The sequence below is a fragment of the Kitasatospora azatica KCTC 9699 genome (assembly GCF_000744785.1).
Classification (GTDB): Bacteria; Actinomycetota; Actinomycetes; order Streptomycetales; family Streptomycetaceae; genus Kitasatospora; species Kitasatospora azatica.
The window spans coordinates 4,508,469-4,530,486 of sequence record NZ_JQMO01000003.1; the positions used below are offsets into that span (position 1 = coordinate 4,508,469).

Here is a 22,018-nt window from a genome sequence, read left to right on the forward strand (position 1 = left end):
CGTCGGTCGGGACCTCAGGATCTTCACCGTGAGCGACGGACGCACCGGTGTCCGTCTCCCCGGAGCACATCGCAAAGGAGTACTCGATGTCCGCACACGGTCGCGGAAGAACACAGCAGGGCAAGCCGGTTGACGGAACCGCAGGAGCAGGCGGCGGCTTCGGGCTTCCCGCCGCGACCGCGCTGGTGGTCGGCAGCGTCATCGGTACCGGGGTGTTCGCGCTGCCGTCCGCGCTGGCACCGTACGGGCCGATCGCGCTGGTGGCGTTCGTGCTGGTGACGATCGGCGCGCTGGCACTGGCGATGGTCTTCGGGCGGTTGTCGGAGCGGGTGCCGGGAAGTGGCGGACCGTACGTCTACGCCCGGGAGGCGTTCGGCGAGTTCGCCGGGTTCCTGACCGCCTGGTCGTACTGGATCACGGCCTGGGCCGGGAACGCGGCCATCGCGGTGGCCTGGGTCGGCTACGTCGAGGTGTTCGTCAACAAGGGCCACCACACCTGGGGTTCGGCCGGGATCGCGCTGGCGGGCCTGTGGCTTCCGGCGATCGTCAACCTGACCGGTGTGCGCAACATCGGCGCCTTCCAGGTGGTGACCACGGCGCTGAAGTTCCTGCCGCTGGCGTTCATGGCAACGGCCGGCCTGCTCTTCATCAAGGCGGGGAACTTCGGCGCGTTCAACGCGAGCGGCGGCTCGGCGCTGGGCGCCGTGTCGGCCGCCGGAGCGATCGCGCTGTTCAGCTACATCGGCCTGGAGACCGCCTCGGTGGCGGCCGGCCGGGTCCGGGAGCCGAAGCGGAACGTGCCGCGGGCCACCGTGTACGGCACGCTGGCCTGCGCCGCGATCTACCTCCTCGGCACCCTGGCGGTCTTCGGTACCGTGTCGCACACCCGACTCGGCTCCTCCACCGCGCCGTTCACCGACGCCATGAACAACATCGCGGGCGGCCACTGGGCCGGCAACCTGGTCGCCGCCGCGGCGATCATCTCCGGCCTCGGCGCACTGAACGGCTGGACCCTGATCTGCGCCGAGATGCCGCTGGCGGCGGCCCGCGACGGGCTCTTCCCGGCCGCCTTCGCCGGCACCCGCGGGCCCGGCGCGGTGCCGGCCTTCGGCATCGTCTCGGCCACCGTCCTGGCCTCGGTGCTGACCGTGGTCAGCTACACCCGCTTCACCAAGGTCTTCACCGAGATCGTGCTGCTGAGCGTGCTCACCGCCGTCATCCCGTACCTGGTCTCGGCCGCCGCCCAGCTGTCCTGGCTGGTGGTGCGCGGCCGTCAGCAACTGGAGCGGCGGCGCTTCGCCCGCGACGTCACCGTTGCGCTGCTCGCCCTCGCCTTCTCGTACTGGTCGATCCAGGGCAGCGGCTACCAGACCGTCTACTACGGCCTGTTCACCATCCTGCTCGGCATCCCCGTCTACATCTGGCTGAAGCGCCCGAAGACCGCGGCCCAGACCGCAGCCTTGACCGGACCCACCGAGGCCGAGCCCGCAGGCCCCACCGCTGCGCCCCTGCCGAAGGCGGCCCGCGCCGCCCACCCGGTGGGCCTGCCGACCATCCTGCGCCGTGCGCTGACCGCACGTCATCAGCACTGAACCCCGAAGGAGCACCACCCATGTCCACCATGCGTGTCGATTCCGAGGCGGGCCGCCTGCGCCAGGTGATCCTGCACCGCCCGGGACTGGAACTGTCCCGGCTGACCCCGCGCAACGTCGACGAGCTGCTCTTCGATGACATCCTGTGGGCCAAGCGGGCCCGCGAGGAGCACGACGCCTTCGCCCAGGTGCTGCGCGACCACGGCGTGCGCGTCCACCACTACGCCGACCTGTTCGCCGAGACGCTCGACCTCGCTCCGGCCAGAGCCTGGTTGCTCGGCCAGGTCGTCACCCCGGCCACCGTCGGCCCCGCCCTGGTGGAGCCGGTCCACGAGCTGTGCCGGCAACTCGACGGCCAGACCCTGGCCGAGTACCTGATCGGCGGCGTCCTCAAGACCGATCTGCCGCTGCGCAACCCGCACAGCCTGGTCTGGCGCACGCTCGGCGAGCAGGACTTCGCGCTGCCGCCACTGCCCAACCACCTCTTCCCGCGCGACAACTCCTGCTGGATCGGCGGCCGTTACAGCCTCAACCCGATGGCCAGGCCCGCCCGCCGCCGGGAGACCCTGCACACCGCCGCGATCTACCGCTTCCACCCGCTGTTCGCGCAAGCCCCGCCCCCGCTGCTCGACGGCACCACCACGGCTCCCGGCCTGAGCCTGGAGGGCGGCGACGTGCACGTGCTCGCACCGGGTGTGGTCATGGTCGGGATGGGAGAGCGCACCACCGCCCAGGCCGTCGAAGCCCTGGCCCAGCAGCTGTTCCTGACCAACACCGCGCACCGGCTGATCGCGGTGCGGCTCCCGGAAAGCCGCGCGTTCATGCACCTGGACACCGTCATGACGATGATCGCCCGCGACACCTTCGCCGTCTATCCGGGCCTGGCCGACCGGCTGCACTCCTGGACCCTCACCCCCGCCCCCGAGCGCCCCGCAGGCTTCGACGCCACCCCCGACACCGACCTGGCCGCCTCCCTCGCCGAGGCGCTCGGCCTGGACAAGGTCAGCCTCCTGTCCGCAGAGCAGGACGTGCGGGCCGCCGAGCGCGAGCAGTGGGACGACGGCAGCAACTTCCTCGCCCTCGAACCCGGTGTGGTCGTCGGCTACGAGCGCAACACCACCACCAACACCCACCTGCGCAAGCAGGGCATCGAGATCGTCACCATCGCCGGATCCGAGCTGGGCCGCGGCCGCGGCGGCCCGCGCTGCATGAGCTGTCCCGTCCAGCGCGACCCCGCCAACTAACTGTCCCCCAGGAGGAATCCGTCATGACCGCCAACCTGCACGGCCGCCACTACCTGCGCGAACTCGACTTCACCGCGGCCGAGATCCACCAGCTGCTCGACCTCGCCGCCGACCTCAAGGCCGCTCGCGCGGCCGGCACCGAGCGCCGGCACCTCACCGGCAGGCGCCTCGCGCTGATCTTCGAGAAGAACTCCACCCGCACCCGCTGCGCCTTCGAAGTCGCCGCCGCCGACCAGGGCGCCACCACCACCTACCTCGGCCCCGACAGCTCCCACATCGGCCACAAGGAGTCGGTGGCCGACACCGCCCGGGTGCTCGGGCGGATGTACGACGGCATCGAGTACCGCGGCTTCGCCCAGGACACCGTCACCGAACTCGCCCACCACGCCGGCGTGCCGGTCTACAACGGCCTCACCGACGAGTGCCACCCCACCCAGAGCCTGTGCGACGTGTTCACCATGCGCGAGCACAGCCGCAAGCCGCTGGAGCAGATCTCCTTCTGCTACCTGGGCGACGCCCGCAACAACACCGCCAACTCGCTCATGGTGATGGGCAGTCTGCTCGGCATGGACGTGCGGATCGCCGCCCCGCGCGAGCTGTGGCCCGACCCGCTGCTGGTCTCCGAGTGCCTGCTGCTCGGGCAGGAGAGCGGCGCCCGCTTCACCCTCACCGACCGGGCCGAGGACGCCGTGCGCGGCGCCGACTACCTCTACACCGACGTCTGGGTCTCGATGGGCGAGGACCACGACCGGTGGAAGGAGCGCATCGACCTGCTGCTCCCGTACCAGATCAACGCCAAGACCATGGCCGCCACCGGCAACCCGGACACCGCCCTTCTGCACTGCCTGCCGGCCCTGCACGACCGGCGCACCGACCTCGGCGCCGAACTCGCCACCGAACACGGCCTGGAGGGCCTGGAGGTCACCGACGAGGTCTTCGAGTCGCCCGCCTCCCTGGTCTTCACCCAGGCGGAGAACCGCATGCACACCATCAAGGCGATCCTCGTCGCCACCCTCGGGAGGGACTGACCATGCGCATCGTCGCCGCCCTCGGCGGAAACGCCCTGCTCCAGCGGGGCGAACACCCCGACGCCGCCGTCCAGCAGCACCACATCCATGACGCCGCCCGATCACTGGCCGAACTCGTCCTCGCCGGAAACGAACTCGTGATCACCCACGGCAACGGGCCGCAGATCGGCCTGCTCGCCGTCGAGAGCGAGAGCGACCCGGCCCTGACCGTCCCCTACCCGCTGGACATCCTCGGCGCGCAGACCCAGGGCATGATCGGCACCCTGCTCGCCCGCGAACTCACCGGCCGCCTGCCCGGCCGCGCCGTCACCGCCCTGGTCACCCACACCGAGGTCGACCCCCACGATCCCGCCTTCAAGCACCCCGACAAGTTCATCGGCGGCCAACTCACCGACCATCAGGCCAGGATGATGGAGCTCGACCGCGGCTGGACCTGTGCCCGCGACGGCGACCACCTGCGGCGCACGGTCCCTTCGCCCCTGCCGAAGGCGATCACCGAGGTGCCCGCCGTCCGCGCTCTGCTGGCGACCGGAGCCGTCGTGATCGCCGCCGGCGGCGGTGGCATCCCGGTCGTCCGCAACCCGGACACCGGCCAGGTGCGGGGCGTGGAGGCCGTGGTCGACAAGGACCGCACCGCCGCCCTGCTCGCCGAACAGCTCGACGCCGACGCCCTGTTGATCCTCACCGACGTCACCCACGTGTTCACCCGCTTCGGCGCGGCCCACCCCGGCCCGCTCACCACCGTCACCCCCAGCCGGCTGCACGAGCTCGACCTGCCCGCCGGCTCGATGCGTCCCAAGGCCGAGGCCGCCGCGGCGTTCGCCGAACGGACCGGCAACCTCGCCGCCATCGGCCCGCTGGACGACGCCCTCGGCGCGCTCCTCGGCACCACCGGCACCACGGTCCGCGCACTGCCCGCGCCGGGTGGTCGGGGACCTGCGGCCCTGCCGGCAGGACCTGCGGCCCACGGCCCCGCCGCACCGCACGCGGCAGCCTGAACCCACCACGAAGGGAACTGTGATGAACCGTCTGCAGACCGGGCCCACCACCGATGTCCTGGTGGAGACCCGCGGCGAGGTCACCCTGGCCGCACCCGACTACGCCCGGACGAAGATGCTCGCCGTGCTGGCGCGGCTGGACGAGCCGGTCCTCGCCGCCCGGGTGAAGCTCACCCAGGAGGCCAACCACGCGATGGCCAAGCCGTCGCTCGCCCAAGCCATCGTGGACCTGAACGGCAGGCCGGTTCGGGCCCACGTGGCCGCCGCCACCATGCAGGAGGCCGTCGACCTGCTCCAGGACCGCCTGAACGCCCGGATCGCCCGCGTCCGCCACCACCGGGAGCACCACCGCCACCACGCGAGCGCACCGGTCGGCCTGCCGGACGGCGCCCGACACGAGCACCGCCCGCAGCGCCACGCCCGCGGTGAACAGGAGCGGCGGATCGTGCGGCACAAGTCCTACAGCCTGGCGCGGCAGACGGCCTGGGAGGCGGTGTTCGAACTGGAAGCCATGGACTACGACTTCCACCTGTTCACCGACGCGGCGAGCGGCTGCGACAGCGTGGTCCACCGCGACCCGGCCGACGACGGGTACCGGCTGACCACCACCGACCCGCAGGCCGAACCGGTGCCCGGGCTGCCGGTGACCACGCTCGACGTGCCGCAGCTCGATGCGGCCGACGCGGTCGCGCGCCTGGACCTCAGCGGCCTGCCGTTCGTGTTCTTCACCGACGCTGCCACCGGCCGCGGGAATGTGCTGTACCACCGCTACGACGGCCACTACGGCCTCATCACTCCCGTGCTGTAGAGGCATGGGTCAGGCCCGGCGGCCGTGGGGGTTCGGCCGGGCACGAAGAGCAGAGCCGGGGACGGTGTGGGGCCGTCCCCGGCTCTCGCGTGCCCGCTGCACGGTGGCGGGGAACCCGGTCAGCGCAATTGCCCGGTGGGTCTTGCCTCGTCGGTCCGGCGCGCTGCTTGCGCCGTGCGCCGGCGGCGCAGCTCCGGTGGCGTGGCAGCGGTTCGCGTCGGACACGGTCCACTCGTCCAGGACTCCACGGCACTGGGCGGCGGTGACGGGTGGCAGGTCACGTTCCCGGCCGATCCGGGCGGATCACCGTCAGGTGCCGGGTCCGGCGAACGCCCTCGGAAGGTCGGTACAGGCCGGGACAGCGAAGAGGGTGGTGGACGCCCGGGCTTGCCGGAGTCCACCACCCTCGATGTTGTGGGCGGGTCAGTCGTGCGGGACGACAGCTACAGGTGACTGCGCGTGGTGGAGTACGGCGTGAGCGACCGGCCCGAGCCGCATGCCGGCGTGGTGGTGCGGGCGGCGCCGGCGGCCCACCACGAGGAGTTCCGCGTCGGCGCAGGCATCGACCAGGGCCGCCGCTCCGCTGCCGATCCGGCTGTCCCGGACCACCACGACCTCGGGGTACTTCTCCTGCCAGCCGGTCATCGCCAGCGTGAGGAGTTCGTCCTCGATCGTCCGGAACTGCTCGGCCTCCGGCTGCGGGGGCACCCAGCCGGCGTAGCCCCACACCGGCGGCGGCGTCCAGCCGTGCACGGCGCGTAGCACCGCGCCGCGCCGGACGGCCTCGCGGAAGGCGAAGTCGAGGACGTCCGCGGCGGGCTCGCGGGTGTCGACACCGACGACCACCTCGGGTCCGTCGGGCTGGGCGGGGCGCTCGGTCTCGCCGGAGCGGACCAGCACGGTGGGGACCTCGCTGCGGGCGGCGACGGCCAGACCGATGGAGCCGACCATGAGTCCGCCGAAGCCGCCGAGCCCGCGGGAGCCGAGGACCAGCATGTGAGCGTCGGCGGCCGCGTCGACCAGCACGTCGACCGGCTCGCCGCCCCCGATCAGCTCGGCGCGGATCTCCAGGCTCGAATGGGTGATCCGGATCGCCTGCTTGGCGTCGGACAGCATGCGTGTGGTCAGGGCGCGGACATCAGCCGGTTGGCCGGGGTCGGCGTGGAGGTCGTCGAGCCAGGTCTGGGCGTGGACCAGGCGCAGCGGAAGGCCCTGGCGGGCGGCCTCGTCGGCCGCCCAGCGGGCGGCGGCGATGCTCTGCGCCGAGCCGTCGATCGCGGCGAGCAGGTGGTCGGCCATGGGTGAATCCTTTCCGGAGTGGGGTACGCGGGACGCGTGATCGTGTCGGGCCAGTCTTCGTGGGCGCGGGTTGTCGGACCAGGGCCGGCCGGTGCCCGGCGCGCGGTCCGAAGGTCCTGTAGCGGGCACCGGCCCGGTTGCGGTGTTCACGCGAAGGCGGTCCGCAGGGCCCGCAGGGCTGTGGCGGGTTCGGCGAGCGCGTGGTGGACCGGCGGGATGGGCGGCTTGAGGCCGAGCAGCTGGTAGACGGCGTGCATGGCGCCGCGCACGGAGTACTCGACGGTGAAGACGACGTCCTCGGGGATCTCGACGTACTGGCCGAGGAAGGCGAAGTTGCGGGCGCCGTGCGGGATCACGCGCGGGCGGTCGTGAACGGCGCGGCGGGCGAACTGGCTGGTGATGTAGGGCATCATCACCGTGGTCACGGTCGTGGTGGCGCGGACCTCGTCGGCGATGGCCTCGAAGCCGAGCTGGCCCAGGAGTTCGCTGAGGATCTCCTGCCCGGTGCACTCGGCCATGGCCTTGCCGGTGTGCTCGCCGGGGTGTCGATGAACAGGCCGTAGCCCCACAGGGTGAACACATCGTCCGGCTGCCCGTCGAAGTGCGGCGGGCGGGGGACGACGATCGACATCAGCCAGGGCGAGTCCTTGAAGGTCATCAGGGCGCCCGTGCCCGGGGCGTTGCCGCTGAACTCCTCGATCCGCTTCAGCAGCGGATGTCGCCGTCCCGGATCAGGAAGGCCGCGGCGGCCAGGGCGGCGATCCCGCCGCCGACCAGGTAGGCATTCGTCTGACGCGCACTGTCGATCATGTCGTGTTCCGTTCGTTCGCTGAGGCCGGCCCTGCGACAAGTCAGCAGGGGGTGCCGCCAGCCTCCGCTGGCGCCTCCGCCGGCGCAGGCGCGCGGGCCGACGGGCCCCGCGCTCCAGGGCCGTTCGTCCTCGGCGTTGCGCCCATCACGCCCCGCCCGGGTTGTGCGGGAGGTTCGGCTGGGCCGCAAGTCCCTCTCCCAGCCGCTGGGCCATGACCCGGTCGGCCCTGTGTCCGGCCGGGTGCGGGGCGTGACGATGGACATGGCCCGCCGTCGGCGGCCAGCGAAGTCGACCGATTCCCAAGGAGACCGCCGCCATGACCGTGACCGCTTCAACGCCCGGAGAGCCGGACGAGGCCGAGCTGCGGGCGCTCGATGCCCACTGGCGGGCAGCCAACTACCTGGCGGCCGGTCAGATCTACCTGATGGCCAACCCGCTGCTGCGCGAGCCGCTGGCACCCGAGCACATCAAGCCCCGCCTGCTGGGCCACTGGGGCACCTCGCCGGGCCTGAACCTCGTGTACACCCACCTGAACCGGGTGATCTCGCGGCGTGACGTGGACACCGTCTGCGTCTGGGGCCCCGGCCACGGCGGCCCGGCGGTGCTGGCCGGCTCCTGGCTGGACGGCAGCTACACCGACACCTACCCGTCCGTCACCCGCGACGAGGCCGGGATGGCGAAGCTGTTCCGGCAGTTCTCCTTCCCCGGCGGAGTTCCCAGCCACGTCGCCCCCGAGACTCCCGGCTCCATCCACGAGGGCGGCGAACTCGGCTACGCCCTCTCGCACGCCTACGGAGCCGCCTTCGACAACCCCGCCCTGCTGGTCGCCTGTGTGATCGGCGACGGCGAGGCCGAGACCGGCCCGCTGGCCGCCTCATGGCACGGTAACAAGTTCCTCGACCCGGTCCACGACGGCGCCGTGCTGCCGGTCCTGCACCTGAACGGCTACAAGATCGCCAACCCGACGGTGCTCTCCCGGCTGCCCGAGGCCGAACTCGACGCCCTGCTGCGCGGCTACGGCCACGACCCGCTGTACGTCACCGGCGCGGACCCGATGGCCGTGCACCGCGCGATGGCCGCCGCGATGGACACCGCACTCGACAAGATCGCCGCCATCCAGTACGAGGCCCGCACCGACGGCTCCACCCGGCGCCCGCACTGGCCGCTGATCGTGTTGCGCACGCCCAAGGGCTGGACCGGCCCGCACGAGGTGGACGGTGTGCCGGTCGAGGGCACCTGGCGGGCCCACCAGGTGCCGCTCGACCAGGTCCGTGACAACCCTGAGCACCTCGCGCAGCTGGAGGCCTGGCTGCGCTCGTACCGGCCGGAGGAGCTCTTCGACGAGCACGGTAAGCCCACCGCGCAGGTGCTCGCCTGCCTTCCCGAGGGCCGCCGCCGTCTCGGCGCCAATCCGCACGCCAACGGCGGCCTGCTGCTGCGCGAGCTGCCCCTGCCCGCCCTGGAGCGCTACGCCGTCCCGGTCGACAAGCCCGGAGCCACCCTCCACGAACCCACCCGCGTCCTCGGCGACCTGCTCGAACAGGTGATGGCCGACACCGCCGAGCGCCGCGACTTCAGGATCGTCGGACCGGACGAGACCGCCTCCAACCGCCTCCAGGCCGTCTACGCCGCCACCGGCAAGGCATGGCAGGCCGACACCCTGCCCACCGACGAGCACCTGGCCCGCGACGGCCGGGTGCTGGAGATCCTCTCCGAACACACCTGCCAGGGCTGGCTGGAGGGCTACCTGCTCACTGGCCGCCACGGCCTCTTCTCCTGCTACGAGGCGTTCGTCCACATCGTCGACTCGATGGTCAACCAGCACATCAAGTGGCTGCGCACCAGCCGAGAGATCCCCTGGCGTGCGCCGATCGCCTCGCTCAACTACCTGCTCACCTCGCACGTCTGGCGCCAGGATCACAACGGTTTCTCGCACCAGGACCCCGGCTTCGTCGACCACGTGCTCAACAAGAGCCCCGAGGCCGTGCGGGTCTACTTCCCGCCGGACGCCAACACCCTGCTCGCGGTCGCCGACCACGTTCTGCGCAGCCGCGACTACGTCAACGTCGTGGTGGCCGGCAAGCAGCCCTGCTTCGATTGGCTGAGCCTGGAGGAGGCCCGCGCCCACTGTGCCCGCGGCGCCGGGATCTGGGAGTGGGCCGGCAGCGATGACGGCAGTCGCGAGCCGGACGTGGTGCTCGCCTGCGCCGGCGACGTGCCCACCCAGGAGGTGATCGCCGCCGCCGAACTGCTGCGCCGTCACCTGCCGGACCTGGCGGTCCGGGTGGTCAACGTGGTCGACCTGGCCCGGCTGATGCCCGCCGAGGAGCACCCGCACGGCATGCCCGACGCCGAGTTCGACGCCCTGTTCACCCGCGACAAGCCGGTGGTCTTCGCCTACCACGGCTACCCCTGGCTGATCCACCGCCTCGCCTATCGCCGCACCGTCCACCCGCACCTGCACGTACGCGGCTACAAGGAGTCCGGCACCACCACCACGCCCTTCGACATGGTCGTGCGCAACGACCTCGACCGCTACCGCCTGGTCATGGACGTCATCGACCGCGTCCCCGGCCTGGCCGTCCGAGCCGCCGGCGTCCGCCAGCAGATGGCCGACCAGCGCAGCCGGCACCACGACTGGATCCGCGAACACGGCACCGACCTGCCCGAGATCGCCGACTGGCAGCCGGGCAGCTGACCCGGACCCAAAGGCGCTCCACCCGAAGGAGACGATCACCATGGACCTGCCCGTCACTGTCGGCGTGGACGGCTCCGAGGCCAGCCTGGCGGCCGCCGACTGGGCCGCACGGGAGGCGCTGCTGCGCGGCCGCCCGCTGCGCGTGCTGCACGCCCTGCCCCTGATGCCGCACCTGCTCCCCAGCTGGAGCCGACAGGCCCGGGCCACTGGTGACCTGCTCCACGAGGTCCGGCACGTCCTCGCGGTGCGCCACCCGCAGTTGCTGGTCCGCACCGACGAGGTCCACGATGCCGTCACCTCGGCGCTGGTCGCCGCGGGCGAGGACGCCGAGCTGCTGGTCCTCGGGGCGCGCGGCAGCGGCGGCTTCCCGGAGCTTCGGGTCGGCTCCACCGCCCTGCACGTCGCCGCCTGGGCCGGCAGTCCCACGGTGCTGCTCCCGGCGAACGGCCCGGGCACGCATCCGCGCGAGCAGGTGGTGCTGGGGCTGGACGCCCGCCGCCCGGCCGAGGCGGCGCTGCTCTTCGCCTTCCTGGCCGCGCAGAGCTACGGCCTCCCGCTGCGGGTCGTGCATGCCGGGGCAGGTCCGGCGGGGGTGGGCGAGGGCCGCATCGGCGAGGCCGCGCTGCTCGCCCGGGTCCTGGAGCCCTGGAGGACGGCCCATCCCGAGGTCGAGGTGGTCGCGGACACCGAGGGTGCCGCACCGGGCCCGGCGCTGGTGGAGGCGTCGGCCAAGGCCCGGCTGCTGGTGCTTGGCCGCCGCCCGGCGGATCGGGTCGGCCTGCTCGGCCCGGTGGCCCACGCTGTTCTGCACCACGCCGACTGCCCGGTGGCGGTCGTGCCCGAGGCGTGAGAGCAGCCCCTGACCGGGACCTTCGGGACCGGTCAGGGGCTGCTCGGCCTCTGTGACCGGCCGTCGCCCGGCGCGAGCCTGTCCGTCAGACACGAGGTCGCGCACATCGGTCCGCGACCGCAGAAACGAAGGAGGTCGTGATCATGTCTCACGCTGTGGTGGTGGGGGTGGACAGCGCTCGGCCCGGTGCCGAGGTACTCGCCTTCGCCTTCGGGCAGGCCGCCGAACGGGGAGTGAAGCTGCGGGCGTTGGAGAGCCGAGATCTGCCCACCGGACGGTACGTGACGGCGGCTCCGGTGGACCCGCCGGAGATCACGAGCGCGCTGGCGGCTGCTGCGCTGGTCCGGCTCCAGGACGCGCTGGCGCCCTGGCGGGAGAAGTTCCCCGAGGTGCGGGTCGAGGCCGAGGTGACCGGCTGGCCGGCCGGGAAGGCCCTGGTGGAGGCATCCCGCAGCGCTTCGCTGGTGGTGGTGGGTCGACGGACCCCGAGGATCCGGCCGGCCGTGCCCGGACTGGGCGCCGTGGCCCACGCGGTGCTGCACCACACGCACAGCCCGGTCGCGGTCGTGCCGCACGACTGACCGGCAACGCGGTGGTGGCCGTGGCAGGACCGACACCAGGTCCTGCCACGGCCACCGGCGTGTCCGGCCCCCGGACGTGGTGACCCCGGCAGCCTGTGGACGAGGGACCTTCGGCCCGCAGGCGTACCCCAACGGCCGCCTCCCTGTACGGCGTTGCTCGGGAAGGCTGTGGGTGTAAGCGCGAGCGACGCCCGCCAGCGCACGATCCCCGGATGAAGAACCGAAAGGTGGTCCCGCCATGCCCCGCCGACCGCAGGTTGAGGAACCGACTCCTCCCGCCCCCGCCCCAGCCAGCACCACCGCCGTCGACGCCTTGGTCGCCCACGCGCTGACGGCTCTTCGGGAGTACGCCGACTTCACCCAGGAGCAGGTCGACCACATCGTCAAGAAGGCGTCCCTGGCGGCACTGGCCAAGCACACCGCGCTCGCGGCCCTGGCGGTCGAGGAGACCGGGCGCGGCCTGTTCGAGGACAAGGCCGTCAAGAACGTGTTCGCCTGCGAGAACGTCACCCACGTGATGGCCCGGACGAAGACCGTCGGGGTGGTGCGCCGGGACGAGATCGACGGGATCGTGGAGATCGCCGAGCCGGTCGGCGTGATCGCCGGCATCACCCCGGTCACCAACCCCACCTCCACCACCATCTTCAAATGCCTGCTGGCGCTGAAGACCCGCAACCCGATCGTGTTCGCCTTCCACCCCGCGGCGCAGCGCTGCTCGGCCGAGGCGGCCCGGATCGTACGGGACGCTGCGGTGGCGGCCGGAGCGCCGCAGTCCTGCATCCATTGGATCGAGCAGCCGTCGATGGCGGCCACCCACGCCCTGATGAACCACCCGGATGTGGCCACCATCCTGGCGACGGGCGGCAACGCCATGGTCCGGGCCGCGTACTCCTGCGGCAAGCCGGCCCTCGGCGTCGGCGCCGGCAACGTCCCCGCCTACGTCGAGAGGAGCGCCGACCTGAAGCGGGCCGTCAACGACATCGTGCTGTCGAAGACCTTCGACAACGGCATGATCTGCGCCTCCGAGCAGGCCGTCATCCTGGACGCGGAGATCCGCGAGGCCGCGCTCGCCGAGTTCCGCACGCTGAAGGCGCACCACGCGAGCGCCGAGGAGAAGGCGCTGCTGGAGCGGTACCTGTTCGGCGCAGGGGAGGGGAGCTCCTGCGCGGGGGAGCGGTTGAACGCGGAGGTGGTGGGCCGCAGTGCCCCGGAGATCGCCGCGGCGGCCGGGTTCGAGGTGCCGGGCGACACCTCGGTGATCCTGGCGGATGTGGAGCGGATCGGGCCGTCGGAGCCGCTGACCCGGGAGAAGCTGTGCCCGGTGCTGGCCGTGCTGACCGCATCCTCGCGTCGCGAGGGCGTCGAACTGGCCGCGGCGATGGTGGAGTTCAACGGGCTTGGGCACTCGGCTGCCGTACACACCGAGGACCCGGCGTTCGTCGAGGAGTTCGGGCACGCCGTCAAGGCCTGCCGGATCATCTGGAACGCGCCCAGCTCGCAGGGCGGCATCGGTGACGTCTACAACGCCTTCACCCCCTCGCTGACGCTCGGCTGCGGCTCCTACGGTCACAACTCCGTGGCCGGGAACGTCTCGGCACTGAACCTGCTGAACATCAAGCGGATCGGGCGGCGCAACACCAACATGCAGTGGTTCAAGGTCCCGCCGAAGATCTACTTCGAGCGCAACAGCATCAAGTACCTGGCGAGCATGCCGAATGCCCACCGGATCGTCATCGTGACCGACCGGACCATGGTCGAGATCGGCCACCTGGAGCGGGTCCGGGGCATCCTGGACCGCCGCCGGGAGCCGGTCGAGGTCCGGGTGGTCGACTTCGTCGAGCCCAACCCGAGCATCGACACCGTTCGGCGGGGCGCCGAGCTGATGCGCGATTTCCGGCCCGACACCATCGTCGCGCTCGGCGGCGGCTCGCCGATGGACGCGGCCAAGGTGATGTGGCTGATGTACGAGCACCCGGAGGTCGACTTCGCCGACCTGAAGGAGAAGTTCTTCGACATCCGCAAGCGCGCCTTCACCTTCCCCGACCTCGGCGAGAAGGCGAAGCTGGTGTGCATCCCGACCACCTCCGGCACGGGAGCCGAGGTCACCCCGTTCGCGGTGATCACCGACACCGCCACCGGCCAGAAGTACCCGCTCGCCGACTACGCGCTCACCCCGAGCGTCGCCATCGTCGACCCGGCGCTCACCACCCACCTGCCCAAGGACGTCACCGCCGACACCGGCTTCGACGCCCTCACCCACTGCATCGAGACCTACGTCTCCGTCTACGCCAACGACTTCACCGACGGCCTGGCCCTGCACGGCATCCGGCTGATCTTCGACAACCTGGAGCCGGCCGTCACCGACGGCCCGACCAACCCCGCCGCGCGGGAGAAGATGCACAACGCCGGCACCATCGCCGGCATGGCCTTCGGCTCCGCCTTCCTGGGCGTCGTGCACGCCATGGCGCACACCCTGGGCGCCACCTTCCACGTAGCCCACGGCCGCACCAACGCGCTGCTGCTGCCCCACGTCATCCGCTACAACGGCGTGGCCCCCGCCAAGGTCACCAGCTGGCCCAAGTACCGCAGCTACGTGGCCCCCGAGCGCTACCAGGCCATCGCCCGGATGCTCGGCCTGCCCGCCGACACCCCCGAGCAGGGCGTCGAGTCCCTGGCCGCCGCGGTCGAGGAACTGCGCGACCGGGTGGGTATTCCGCGCTCCTTCAAGGAAGTCGGCGTCGATGAGACGGCCTTCCTGGCGGCCCTGCCGCAGCAGGCGATGAACGCCTACGAGGACCAGTGCGCCCCGGCCAACCCCCGGATGCCGCTGCTCGCCGACATGCAACAGCTGATGCGCCAGGCCTTCTACGGCGACCGGTCCTGACCACCACCGAGCGAGAAGGGCACCCCGACCATGACCACACAGCAGCACGGGACCGCGAGCGCCTGGAACGGATTCCAGGGCGACCAGTGGCGCGAAACCATCGACGTGCGCGACTTCATCCAGCACAACTACACCCCCTACCAAGGGGATGCCTCCTTCCTGGCCGGGCCCACCGAGCGAACCCTCGCGGTCTGGAAGCAGATCAGCGACCGCTTCCCCGAGGAGCGGGCGAAGGGGGTGTACGACGTCGCCCACGACATCCCCGCCGGCATCACCGCGCACGCCCCCGGATACATCGACCGGGAACGGGAACTGATCGTCGGCCTGCAGACCGACGCCCCGCTCAAGCGCGCGATCATGCCCAACGGCGGCTGGCGGATGGTCGCCGGCGCGCTGAAGACCTACGGCTACCCGGTCGACCCGGGGTTGGAGAAGGTCTTCACCGAGTACCGCAAGACCCACAACGACGGTGTCTTCGACGCCTACACGCCCGAGATCCTCGCCGCCCGCAAGGCAGGCGTCATCACGGGCCTGCCCGACGCCTACGGCCGCGGCCGGATCATCGGCGACTACCGGCGGGTGCCGCTGTACGGCGTGGACCGGCTGATCGAGGTGAAGCAGGCGGAGAAGGCCGGACTGGACCACTTGCCGCACGATCCGTCGCGGCTGGAGGAGACCATCCGGGAGCGTGAGGAACTCGCCGAGCAGATCAAGGCACTCGGCGAGCTGAAGCAGATGGCCGCGAGCTACGGCCATGATGTCTCCGGCCCCGCCACGACGGCCCGCGAGGCGGTCCAGTGGCTCTACTTCGCCTACCTGGCCGCCGTGAAGGAGCAGAACGGCGCCGCGATGTCGCTCGGCCGCACCTCCACCTTCCTCGACATCTACCTGCAACGGGACCTCGAAGCAGGGCGGTTGACCGAGGAGCAGGCGCAGGAGCTGATCGACGACTTCGTCATCAAGCTGCGGATCGTGCGCTTCCTGCGCACACCCGAGTACGACGAGCTGTTCTCCGGCGACCCGACCTGGGTGACCGAGTCCATCGGCGGCATCGGCCAGGACGGTCGCCCGCTGGTGACCCGCACCTCGTTCCGCTACCTCCAGACCCTCTACAACCTCGGCCCGGCTCCCGAGCCGAACCTGACCGTGTTCTGGTCCCCGCAACTGCCGCGAGGGTTCAAGGAGTTCTGCGCCAAGGTGTCGATCGACACCTCCAGCATCCAGTACGAGTCGGACGAGCTGATGCGCCCGCGCTTCGGCGACGACACCGCCATCGCCTGCTGCGTCTCCGCGATGCCGGTCGGCAAGCAGATGCAGTTCTTCGGAGCCCGGGTCAACCTCGCCAAGACCCTCCTCTACGCGATCAACGGCGGCCGGGACGAGATCTCCGGCGCCCAGGTCGGCCCCGCCACCGGTGTGCTCAGCGGTGACGTCCTCGACTACGAGGAGGTGCTCGCCAAACTCGACCAGCAGCTCGACTGGCTGGCCGCCACCTACGTCCACGCGCTGGACGTCATCCACTACATGCACGACAAGTACGCCTACGAGCGCCTGGAGATGGCCCTGCACGACCGCGACGTCCGGCGCACCCTGGCCTGCGGCATCGCCGGCCTCGCGGTGGCGGCGGACTCGCTCTCCGCCATCAAGCACGCGACCGTCCACCCGGTGCGGGACGACACCGGCCTCGCCGTCGACTACCTCGTCGAGGGCGAGTACCCGGCCTACGGCAACAACGACGACCGGGCCGACGCCATCGCGGTGCGGCTGGTCGAGGAGTTCATGGACAAGGTCCGGAAACAACCCGCCTACCGCGGCGCCGAGCACACCCAGTCCGTCCTCACCATCACCTCCAACGTCGTCTACGGCAGGAAGACCGGCGCCACCCCGGACGGCCGCAAGGCCGGCGAACCGTTCTCCCCGGGCGCCAACCCGATGAACGGACGCGACCGCCACGGCTACGTCGCCAGCGCCCTCTCGGTGGCCAAACTCCCCTACGAGCAGGCCGAGGACGGCATCTCGCTCACCAACACCGTCACCCCCGACGCACTCGGCCGCACCCGCGAGGAGCGGAGCGCGAACCTGGTCGGCGTGCTGGACGGCTACACCGCCTGCCACGGCTTCCACATGAACGTCAACGTCCTGGACCGCGGCACTCTGCTGGAGGCCATGGAACACCCCGAGAAGTACCCGCAGTTGACCATCCGGGTGAGCGGCTACGCGGTCAACTTCGTCCGCCTCACCCGCGAGCAGCAGCTCGACGTGATCGGCCGCACCTTCCACGGCGCGCTGTAGTAGCGCCCACCAGCACGCGGTGCCGACGCCCTCCCCCGACCACGGGCGTCGGCACCGCGCCTTTGTGCAAGGAGAACCGCGATGACCGAAACCGCCGCCGCTCTGGCCGGCGTAGCAGCACCCCTTCCCTGCCCGGTGACCGGCATGCTGCACTCCTGGGACCTGTCGACCGGCGTCGACGGCCCAGGGACGCGCTTCGTCGCCTTCCTCGCCGGCTGCCCGCTGCGCTGCCTCTACTGCCACAACCCCGACACGTGGCACCTGCGCGACGGTCGGCGCACCACCGCCGACGAGATCGTCCAGGAGGCCGCCAAGTACACCGAGTTCATCCGCGCCTGCGGCGGCGGTGCGACGATCAGCGGCGGCGAGCCGCTACTCCAGCCGAGTCTCACCGGCGAGCTGTTGCACCGCTTCAAGCACGAACTCGGCCTGCACACCGCCCTGGACACCTCCGGCTTCCTCGGCTCCCGCGCCACCGACGCGCTGCTCGCCGACACCGACCTCGTCCTGCTCGACATCAAGTCCTGGGACCGCGCGCTCTACCGGCGCCTGACCGGGCAGCGGCTCGCTCCCACCCTGGACTTCGCCCGACGCCTGGCCGGCCTCGGCACCGAGGTCTGGATCCGCTTCGTCCTCGTCCCGGGCCTCACCGACCTCCCCGGGAACATCGAGGGCGTCGCCTCCTTCGCCGCCTCCCTCGGCAACGTCGCCCGGGTCGACGTGCTGCCCTTCCACAAGCTCGGCACCGCCAAATGGCGCGCTCTGGGCCTGGAGTTCACCCTCGACGACACCCCGATGCCGACCCGCGACCAGGTGGCCGCGGCTCGCGCGGGGTTCGCCGCCCACGGGTTGCACGCCGTCTGATCGCGCCTGCCACACCCGCTCCCCGGTACGGTCGAGCCTCACGGCTCGTTGACCGACCGGGGAGCTTCGTCGTGCTCGCGCCGCGTGCCCTGATGGAGCGGCGGCGCGGTTCCGGGCTCCGGAGCATGGTTGCGGGGCAGCGACCGGGAGCTCTGCAACGCAAAAGCGCAGTGGCCGGCCGCGATCGCGTCGCGGTCGGCCACTGCGATGTGGTGGGAGCTCAGCGCAGCCAGGAGTGGTCACGCACGACCGGGAGAGCGGCCCAGCGGCGGCTCAGCCCCCTGCCGTCACTTGCGGTGCATGGTGTGCAGGGCCTGGGCCAGAACGTGCGGGTCGTGGTGGCCCTTGTGGACGGCGGGCGGCTGCTTGTCGAGGCCGAGGAGCTGCGCCACCGCGGTCCAGGCGGTGCGCACGGAGTACTCGACGGTGAAGACGACGTCGTCCGGGACCTCGGCGTACTGGCCGATGAAGGCGAGGTTGGTGGAGCCCTTCGGGACGACCTGCGGGCGGTCGCCGTGGCTGCGGACCAGGAACTGGCTGGTGATGTAGGGCATCAGGCAGGGGACGACGGTGGATGCCTCGGCGACGCGCCCGGCGGTGGCGGCATCCACGGCCAGGTGGTGCAGAACCTCCTGGAGGATCTCCTCCCCGCTGCACTCCCGCATGGGCTTCTGGACGTACGTTCCGGGCTTGTCAGGGAAGAGCCCGTAGCCCCACCAGACGGACACGCCCTCGGGCTGCTGCTGGTAGACCGGCTGGCGGTTGACCACGACGGTGAGCAGCCAAGGGGATTCGGTGAGGGTGAGCAGGCCGCCGCGGCCGGTGGCACGGCCGGTGAACGTCTCCATCCAGTCCAGGAAGGCCGGGTCCTTTGCGGTGACGGTGAAGGACTCCCAGGTGGAGTCGGTGACACTGCGGTCGAACACCTCCGGGCGGCCGAAGTTCTCGCGGCCGCGGGCGATGCGGTGCCACAGCAGGAAGGAGGAGGGGCTGCGCGAGGTGCGCGGGCCTTCCGGCGGGGTGGTGTGCGAGCCGAGGCTGGAGTCCGCGGTCATCGAGCCGTTGGTGACGAACACCAGGTCCTCCGGGGCAACCGGCAGGTCGGCGTGGGCACCCGCGAAGTGGATCCGCTCGACGCTGGTGCCCGTCCCCGCCCGGAAGGACAGGTCGGTCACCCGGTGGCCGGTGTGGATCCGCACCCCGTGCTCCAGCAGCCAGGCGGTCAGCGGGCGGACGATCGAGTCGTACTGGTTGTACCGGGTGCGGTGGATCCCGGACATCGTCTCGAACTCGGGGAACAGGTGCACGAAGCGCAGCAGGTAGCGACGGAACTCGATCGCGCTGTGCCAGGGCTCGAAGGCGAAGGTGGTGCACCACATGTACCAGAAGTCGGTGGTGAAGAAGTCCCCGCTGAAGCAGTCCGTGATCCGCTTGCCGTCCAGCATCCGCTCGGGTGTGGCCAGGCAGGCGACCAGCTCCAGGCGGTGGCGCTCGGAGAACCCCATGGCGTGGCCGTCGCGGATCGCTCCTCCCGCGCCCACCAGCCGGGTGGCGTCGTCCCACGGGGACTCCTGGTGGGAGTCGTAGACGTCCTGGGTGACGGAGACTGACGGGTCGTCCAACGACGGGATGCCGGACAGCAGGTCGTAGGTGCACCGGAACTGGGCCTCGAACATCCGCCCGCCGCGCATCGTGTAGCCCGCCTCCGGGTTGCCGCCCGCGTCCAGGCTGCCGCCGACCTCCTCCTGCTCCTCGAAGACGTGGATGTCGCTGCCGGCGAAGCCGCCGTCGCGGATCAGGAACGCCGCGGCGGACAGGGCGGCTATGCCGCTGCCGACCAGGTATGCCTTTGCCATCGGAATACTCCTCAACTCTGCTGTGCGAAAAGTGGTGTTCGTGTCTGACCGGCCGGTCTGAGGGGCGCTCTGCTGATCGGGTTCGTCGATCGGGGTGTGGATGCCGGCCTGCCCTCGGCCGGCCGCCCGGGCCTTGGGCCATTGGTCGCTGGTGGGGGAACAACGGTCCCGGCGAGACGGCCTCTGTGGGCTGGGCGCGGATTCCAGGCGTCCTCGGCCCGCCAGGTGACCGGGCGGGCTGCGGGCGGTTTGGCGCTCAGGGAGCCAGGTCCCGGCGCAGCAGCAGCGGGTGCGCGGCGGCGATCCCGGCGAACCCGACGGCCACCAGGACGGCGAACGGGCCCCAGGCGATCGTCCCGTGGGCGAGCGCGTCACCGGGCGTGTAGTAGTGGAACGGGCTCAGGTACCGCAGCGGCGCCGCCGGGTGCCAGGCCATGGCGACGAAGTTGAGGGCGAAGCCGACAGCGCCGAACGCGATGGTGGCGCCGATCACCTGGGCCCGGTGGCGAGCCGCAGCCGAGACGGCCAGGGCCGGACCGGACAGGCAGAGCGTGAACGCACAGCCCGCCAGACCGGCCGCGAGCACGCCGCGCAGAGGGACCGCGTGGTGGAGGGCGGGAGTGAGGGCCACACCACCGGCGACCGCCAATGTGGCGGCGGCGTTGAGTGCCAGCGAGGCCGCGATCACGGCGGCCGCCCGTTCGGCCAGCAGCCTCAGACGGGAGACCGGACGGACCATCAGCAGTTCCACGGTCCCGGACTCGACGTCGGCCGCGACAGCAGCCGCCGCGAGCGAGCCGATCGCCGTCAGCTGCATGGCGATCCAGAACGGGTGCACCAGACCGGCCCCGAGCAGACCGGGGTAGCTGGCGATGGACACGTCACCGGTCGATCCGGAGAACGCCTTCAACGCATCCGGTCCGGCCGGGCCGGTCCCGGCGAACAGCTGGGCCGGCGGCACCGCCCGGATGACGGCCACGATCAGAGCCTCGAAGACGACCATGCCCGCTGCCAGGAATGCCAGCATCCTGCGGCGCCGGTGCAGAGCCAGCCAGAACAAGGGGAACCGGGCCCTCACGACCGCACCTCCGCTGCTTCGACGTCCTGCCGGTACAGGTCGAGGAACGCCTCGTCCAGCCCGGCCTCCTCCACCGACAGATCCGCCACCGGCAGCGCGGCCAGGAGCTCACGCAGTCCCGCGACCAACTCTGTCCGCGGGACGAGCAGTTGGACCTCGTCCCCGTGCCAGCGCGGTGACCAGCGCTCCGCACGCCCCAGGGCCCGGGCTCCCCGGCCGTCGGCCAGGACCAGCCGCACCCGCCTGGCGCGCTCCTCCCGCAGAGTGGACACGGACCGTACTGCGACCAACCGCCCCGCCCGCACGAGCGCCACCCGGCCGCAGGCCCGCTGCACCTCAGGCAGCACGTGGCTCGACAGCAGGACCGTACGTCCCGCGTGCGAGGCCTCGTCGAGCAGCGCGAAGAAGACCTCCTGAACCAGCGGATCCAGACCCTCGGTGGGCTCGTCCAGCACCACCAGCTCGGGATCGTGCTGGAGCGCCTGGACCAGGCCCAACTTCTGCTTCATTCCGCGCGAGTACTCCCGCACCGGACGGCCCAAATCGGCTGCCGACAGCCCGAGACGCTCGCACAGCTCCGAGCGGCGGAACGTCGCGGCGCCCTGCAGATCCCCGAGCAGCCGCAGTGTCTGAGTACCGGTCAGCTCCGGATACAGGCGAAGTTCTCCCGGCAGGTAGCCCAGGCGCGGGGCCAGGCGCCGGTGGTCGGCTGCCGGGTCCAGGCCCAGCAGCCGGATCCGTCCGGCGCTCGGCCGCAGCAAGCCCACCAGGCAGCGGATGGTGGTGGTCTTCCCGGCGCCGTTGGGGCCCAGGAACCCGAAGATCTCGCCGCGCCGCACGGTGAGATCGAGGTGGTCCACACCCGCCTTGTGGCCGTAGTACTTGCTCAGTCCGGCCAGCTCGATGGCCGGCCCCTGGCGCTCCATACCCGCCTCCCTACATCGCGGCCGCCTCTGTGGAGGCTTCGTCTCGCGCACCAACTGCACCGCACCGAGCCGGGCGGTGACAGGGACTCATGGGCCCTGATCGGCAGGCCCGTCGGTCCCGGGTACGGCAGTCGTCTCGCACCGGGGCTGAAGGTCCCGGCACGGCGGCCCCCTCGGCCCTTCGCCACCGCGTGCCGGCCGGCCGATGG

The 22,018-nt window shown here is 71.5% G+C and carries 16 protein-coding genes and 1 pseudogene; 11 read left to right on the forward strand and 6 right to left on the reverse strand.

What is annotated here, in order from left to right; genetic code table 11:
• Positions 1 to 185 precede the first annotated feature (185 nt).
• The 5 genes from BR98_RS30670 to BR98_RS30690 are packed head-to-tail and all read left to right on the forward strand — an operon-like array spanning position 186 to position 5,670.
• Positions 186 to 1,592, forward strand: a complete 1,407-nt coding sequence (locus BR98_RS30670; protein ID WP_035854424.1) for an amino acid permease — start codon at positions 186 to 188, stop codon at positions 1,590 to 1,592.
• 20 nt (positions 1,593 to 1,612) lie between these two features.
• Positions 1,613 to 2,836 carry an arginine deiminase gene (locus tag BR98_RS30675; protein WP_035849900.1) on the forward strand — a complete coding sequence of 408 codons (1,224 nt, stop codon included), beginning with the start codon at positions 1,613 to 1,615 and terminating at the stop codon, positions 2,834 to 2,836.
• Between the two features lie 23 nt (positions 2,837 to 2,859).
• Complete coding sequence (gene argF / locus BR98_RS30680; protein WP_035849902.1) at positions 2,860 to 3,864, forward strand: ornithine carbamoyltransferase; 1,005 nt, start codon at positions 2,860 to 2,862, stop codon at positions 3,862 to 3,864.
• Positions 3,865 to 3,866: 2 nt separating this feature from the next.
• Entirely contained in the window at positions 3,867 to 4,862 is a 996-nt protein-coding gene (locus tag BR98_RS30685) for a carbamate kinase (RefSeq protein WP_063774863.1), read from the forward strand.
• A 22-nt stretch (positions 4,863 to 4,884) separates the two neighbouring features.
• Entirely contained in the window at positions 4,885 to 5,670 is a 786-nt protein-coding gene (locus BR98_RS30690) for a ribosome hibernation promotion factor (RefSeq protein WP_035849905.1), read from the forward strand.
• Between the two features lie 423 nt (positions 5,671 to 6,093).
• Here the strand turns inward: BR98_RS30690 and BR98_RS30695 are convergent, their stop codons facing one another.
• The 3 genes and pseudogenes from BR98_RS30695 to BR98_RS40595 form a co-directional block, all read right to left on the reverse strand.
• A complete protein-coding gene (locus BR98_RS30695) occupies positions 6,094 to 6,969 on the reverse strand; it encodes a universal stress protein (protein WP_035849907.1) in 876 nt (291 codons plus the stop codon).
• 146 nt (positions 6,970 to 7,115) lie between these two features.
• Positions 7,116 to 7,627 (reverse strand): annotated as a pseudogene (locus BR98_RS30700) (oleate hydratase).
• A gap of 47 nt (positions 7,628 to 7,674) precedes the next feature.
• Entirely contained in the window at positions 7,675 to 7,779 is a 105-nt protein-coding gene (locus BR98_RS40595; protein ID WP_198042312.1) for an oleate hydratase, read from the reverse strand.
• 317 nt (positions 7,780 to 8,096) lie between these two features.
• On the opposite strand from BR98_RS40595, the gene BR98_RS30705 reads away from it, so the two are divergent.
• From BR98_RS30705 to pflA, 6 genes are all read left to right on the forward strand, one after another.
• A complete protein-coding gene (locus BR98_RS30705; RefSeq protein ID WP_035849909.1) occupies positions 8,097 to 10,478 on the forward strand; it encodes a phosphoketolase family protein in 2,382 nt (793 codons plus the stop codon).
• A gap of 40 nt (positions 10,479 to 10,518) precedes the next feature.
• A complete protein-coding gene (locus BR98_RS30710) occupies positions 10,519 to 11,328 on the forward strand; it encodes a universal stress protein (RefSeq protein ID WP_035849912.1) in 810 nt (269 codons plus the stop codon).
• A 143-nt stretch (positions 11,329 to 11,471) separates the two neighbouring features.
• Positions 11,472 to 11,909, forward strand: a complete 438-nt coding sequence (locus tag BR98_RS30715) for a universal stress protein (RefSeq protein ID WP_083977183.1) — start codon at positions 11,472 to 11,474, stop codon at positions 11,907 to 11,909.
• A 238-nt stretch (positions 11,910 to 12,147) separates the two neighbouring features.
• A complete protein-coding gene (gene adhE / locus BR98_RS30720; protein WP_051970495.1) occupies positions 12,148 to 14,793 on the forward strand; it encodes a bifunctional acetaldehyde-CoA/alcohol dehydrogenase in 2,646 nt (881 codons plus the stop codon).
• Positions 14,794 to 14,823: 30 nt separating this feature from the next.
• Complete coding sequence (pflB, locus tag BR98_RS30725; RefSeq protein ID WP_035849915.1) at positions 14,824 to 17,085, forward strand: formate C-acetyltransferase; 2,262 nt, start codon at positions 14,824 to 14,826, stop codon at positions 17,083 to 17,085.
• An 81-nt stretch (positions 17,086 to 17,166) separates the two neighbouring features.
• Positions 17,167 to 17,949 (forward strand): pyruvate formate-lyase-activating protein, encoded by a 783-nt coding sequence (pflA, locus tag BR98_RS30730; protein WP_051970497.1) that lies wholly within the window; start codon positions 17,167 to 17,169, stop codon positions 17,947 to 17,949.
• A 287-nt stretch (positions 17,950 to 18,236) separates the two neighbouring features.
• Here the strand turns inward: pflA and BR98_RS30735 are convergent, their stop codons facing one another.
• From BR98_RS30735 to BR98_RS30745, 3 genes are all read right to left on the reverse strand, one after another.
• Entirely contained in the window at positions 18,237 to 19,805 is a 1,569-nt protein-coding gene (locus BR98_RS30735) for an oleate hydratase (protein ID WP_035849917.1), read from the reverse strand.
• 256 nt (positions 19,806 to 20,061) lie between these two features.
• On the reverse strand, positions 20,062 to 20,883 hold the full coding sequence (locus BR98_RS30740; protein WP_035849919.1) for an ABC transporter permease subunit: 822 nt from the start codon (positions 20,881 to 20,883) through the stop codon (positions 20,062 to 20,064).
• Positions 20,880 to 21,809, reverse strand: a complete 930-nt coding sequence (locus tag BR98_RS30745; RefSeq protein WP_035849920.1) for an ABC transporter ATP-binding protein — start codon at positions 21,807 to 21,809, stop codon at positions 20,880 to 20,882. Before BR98_RS30745 ends, BR98_RS30740 begins: the two co-directional genes overlap by 4 nt.
• Positions 21,810 to 22,018 lie beyond the last annotated feature (209 nt).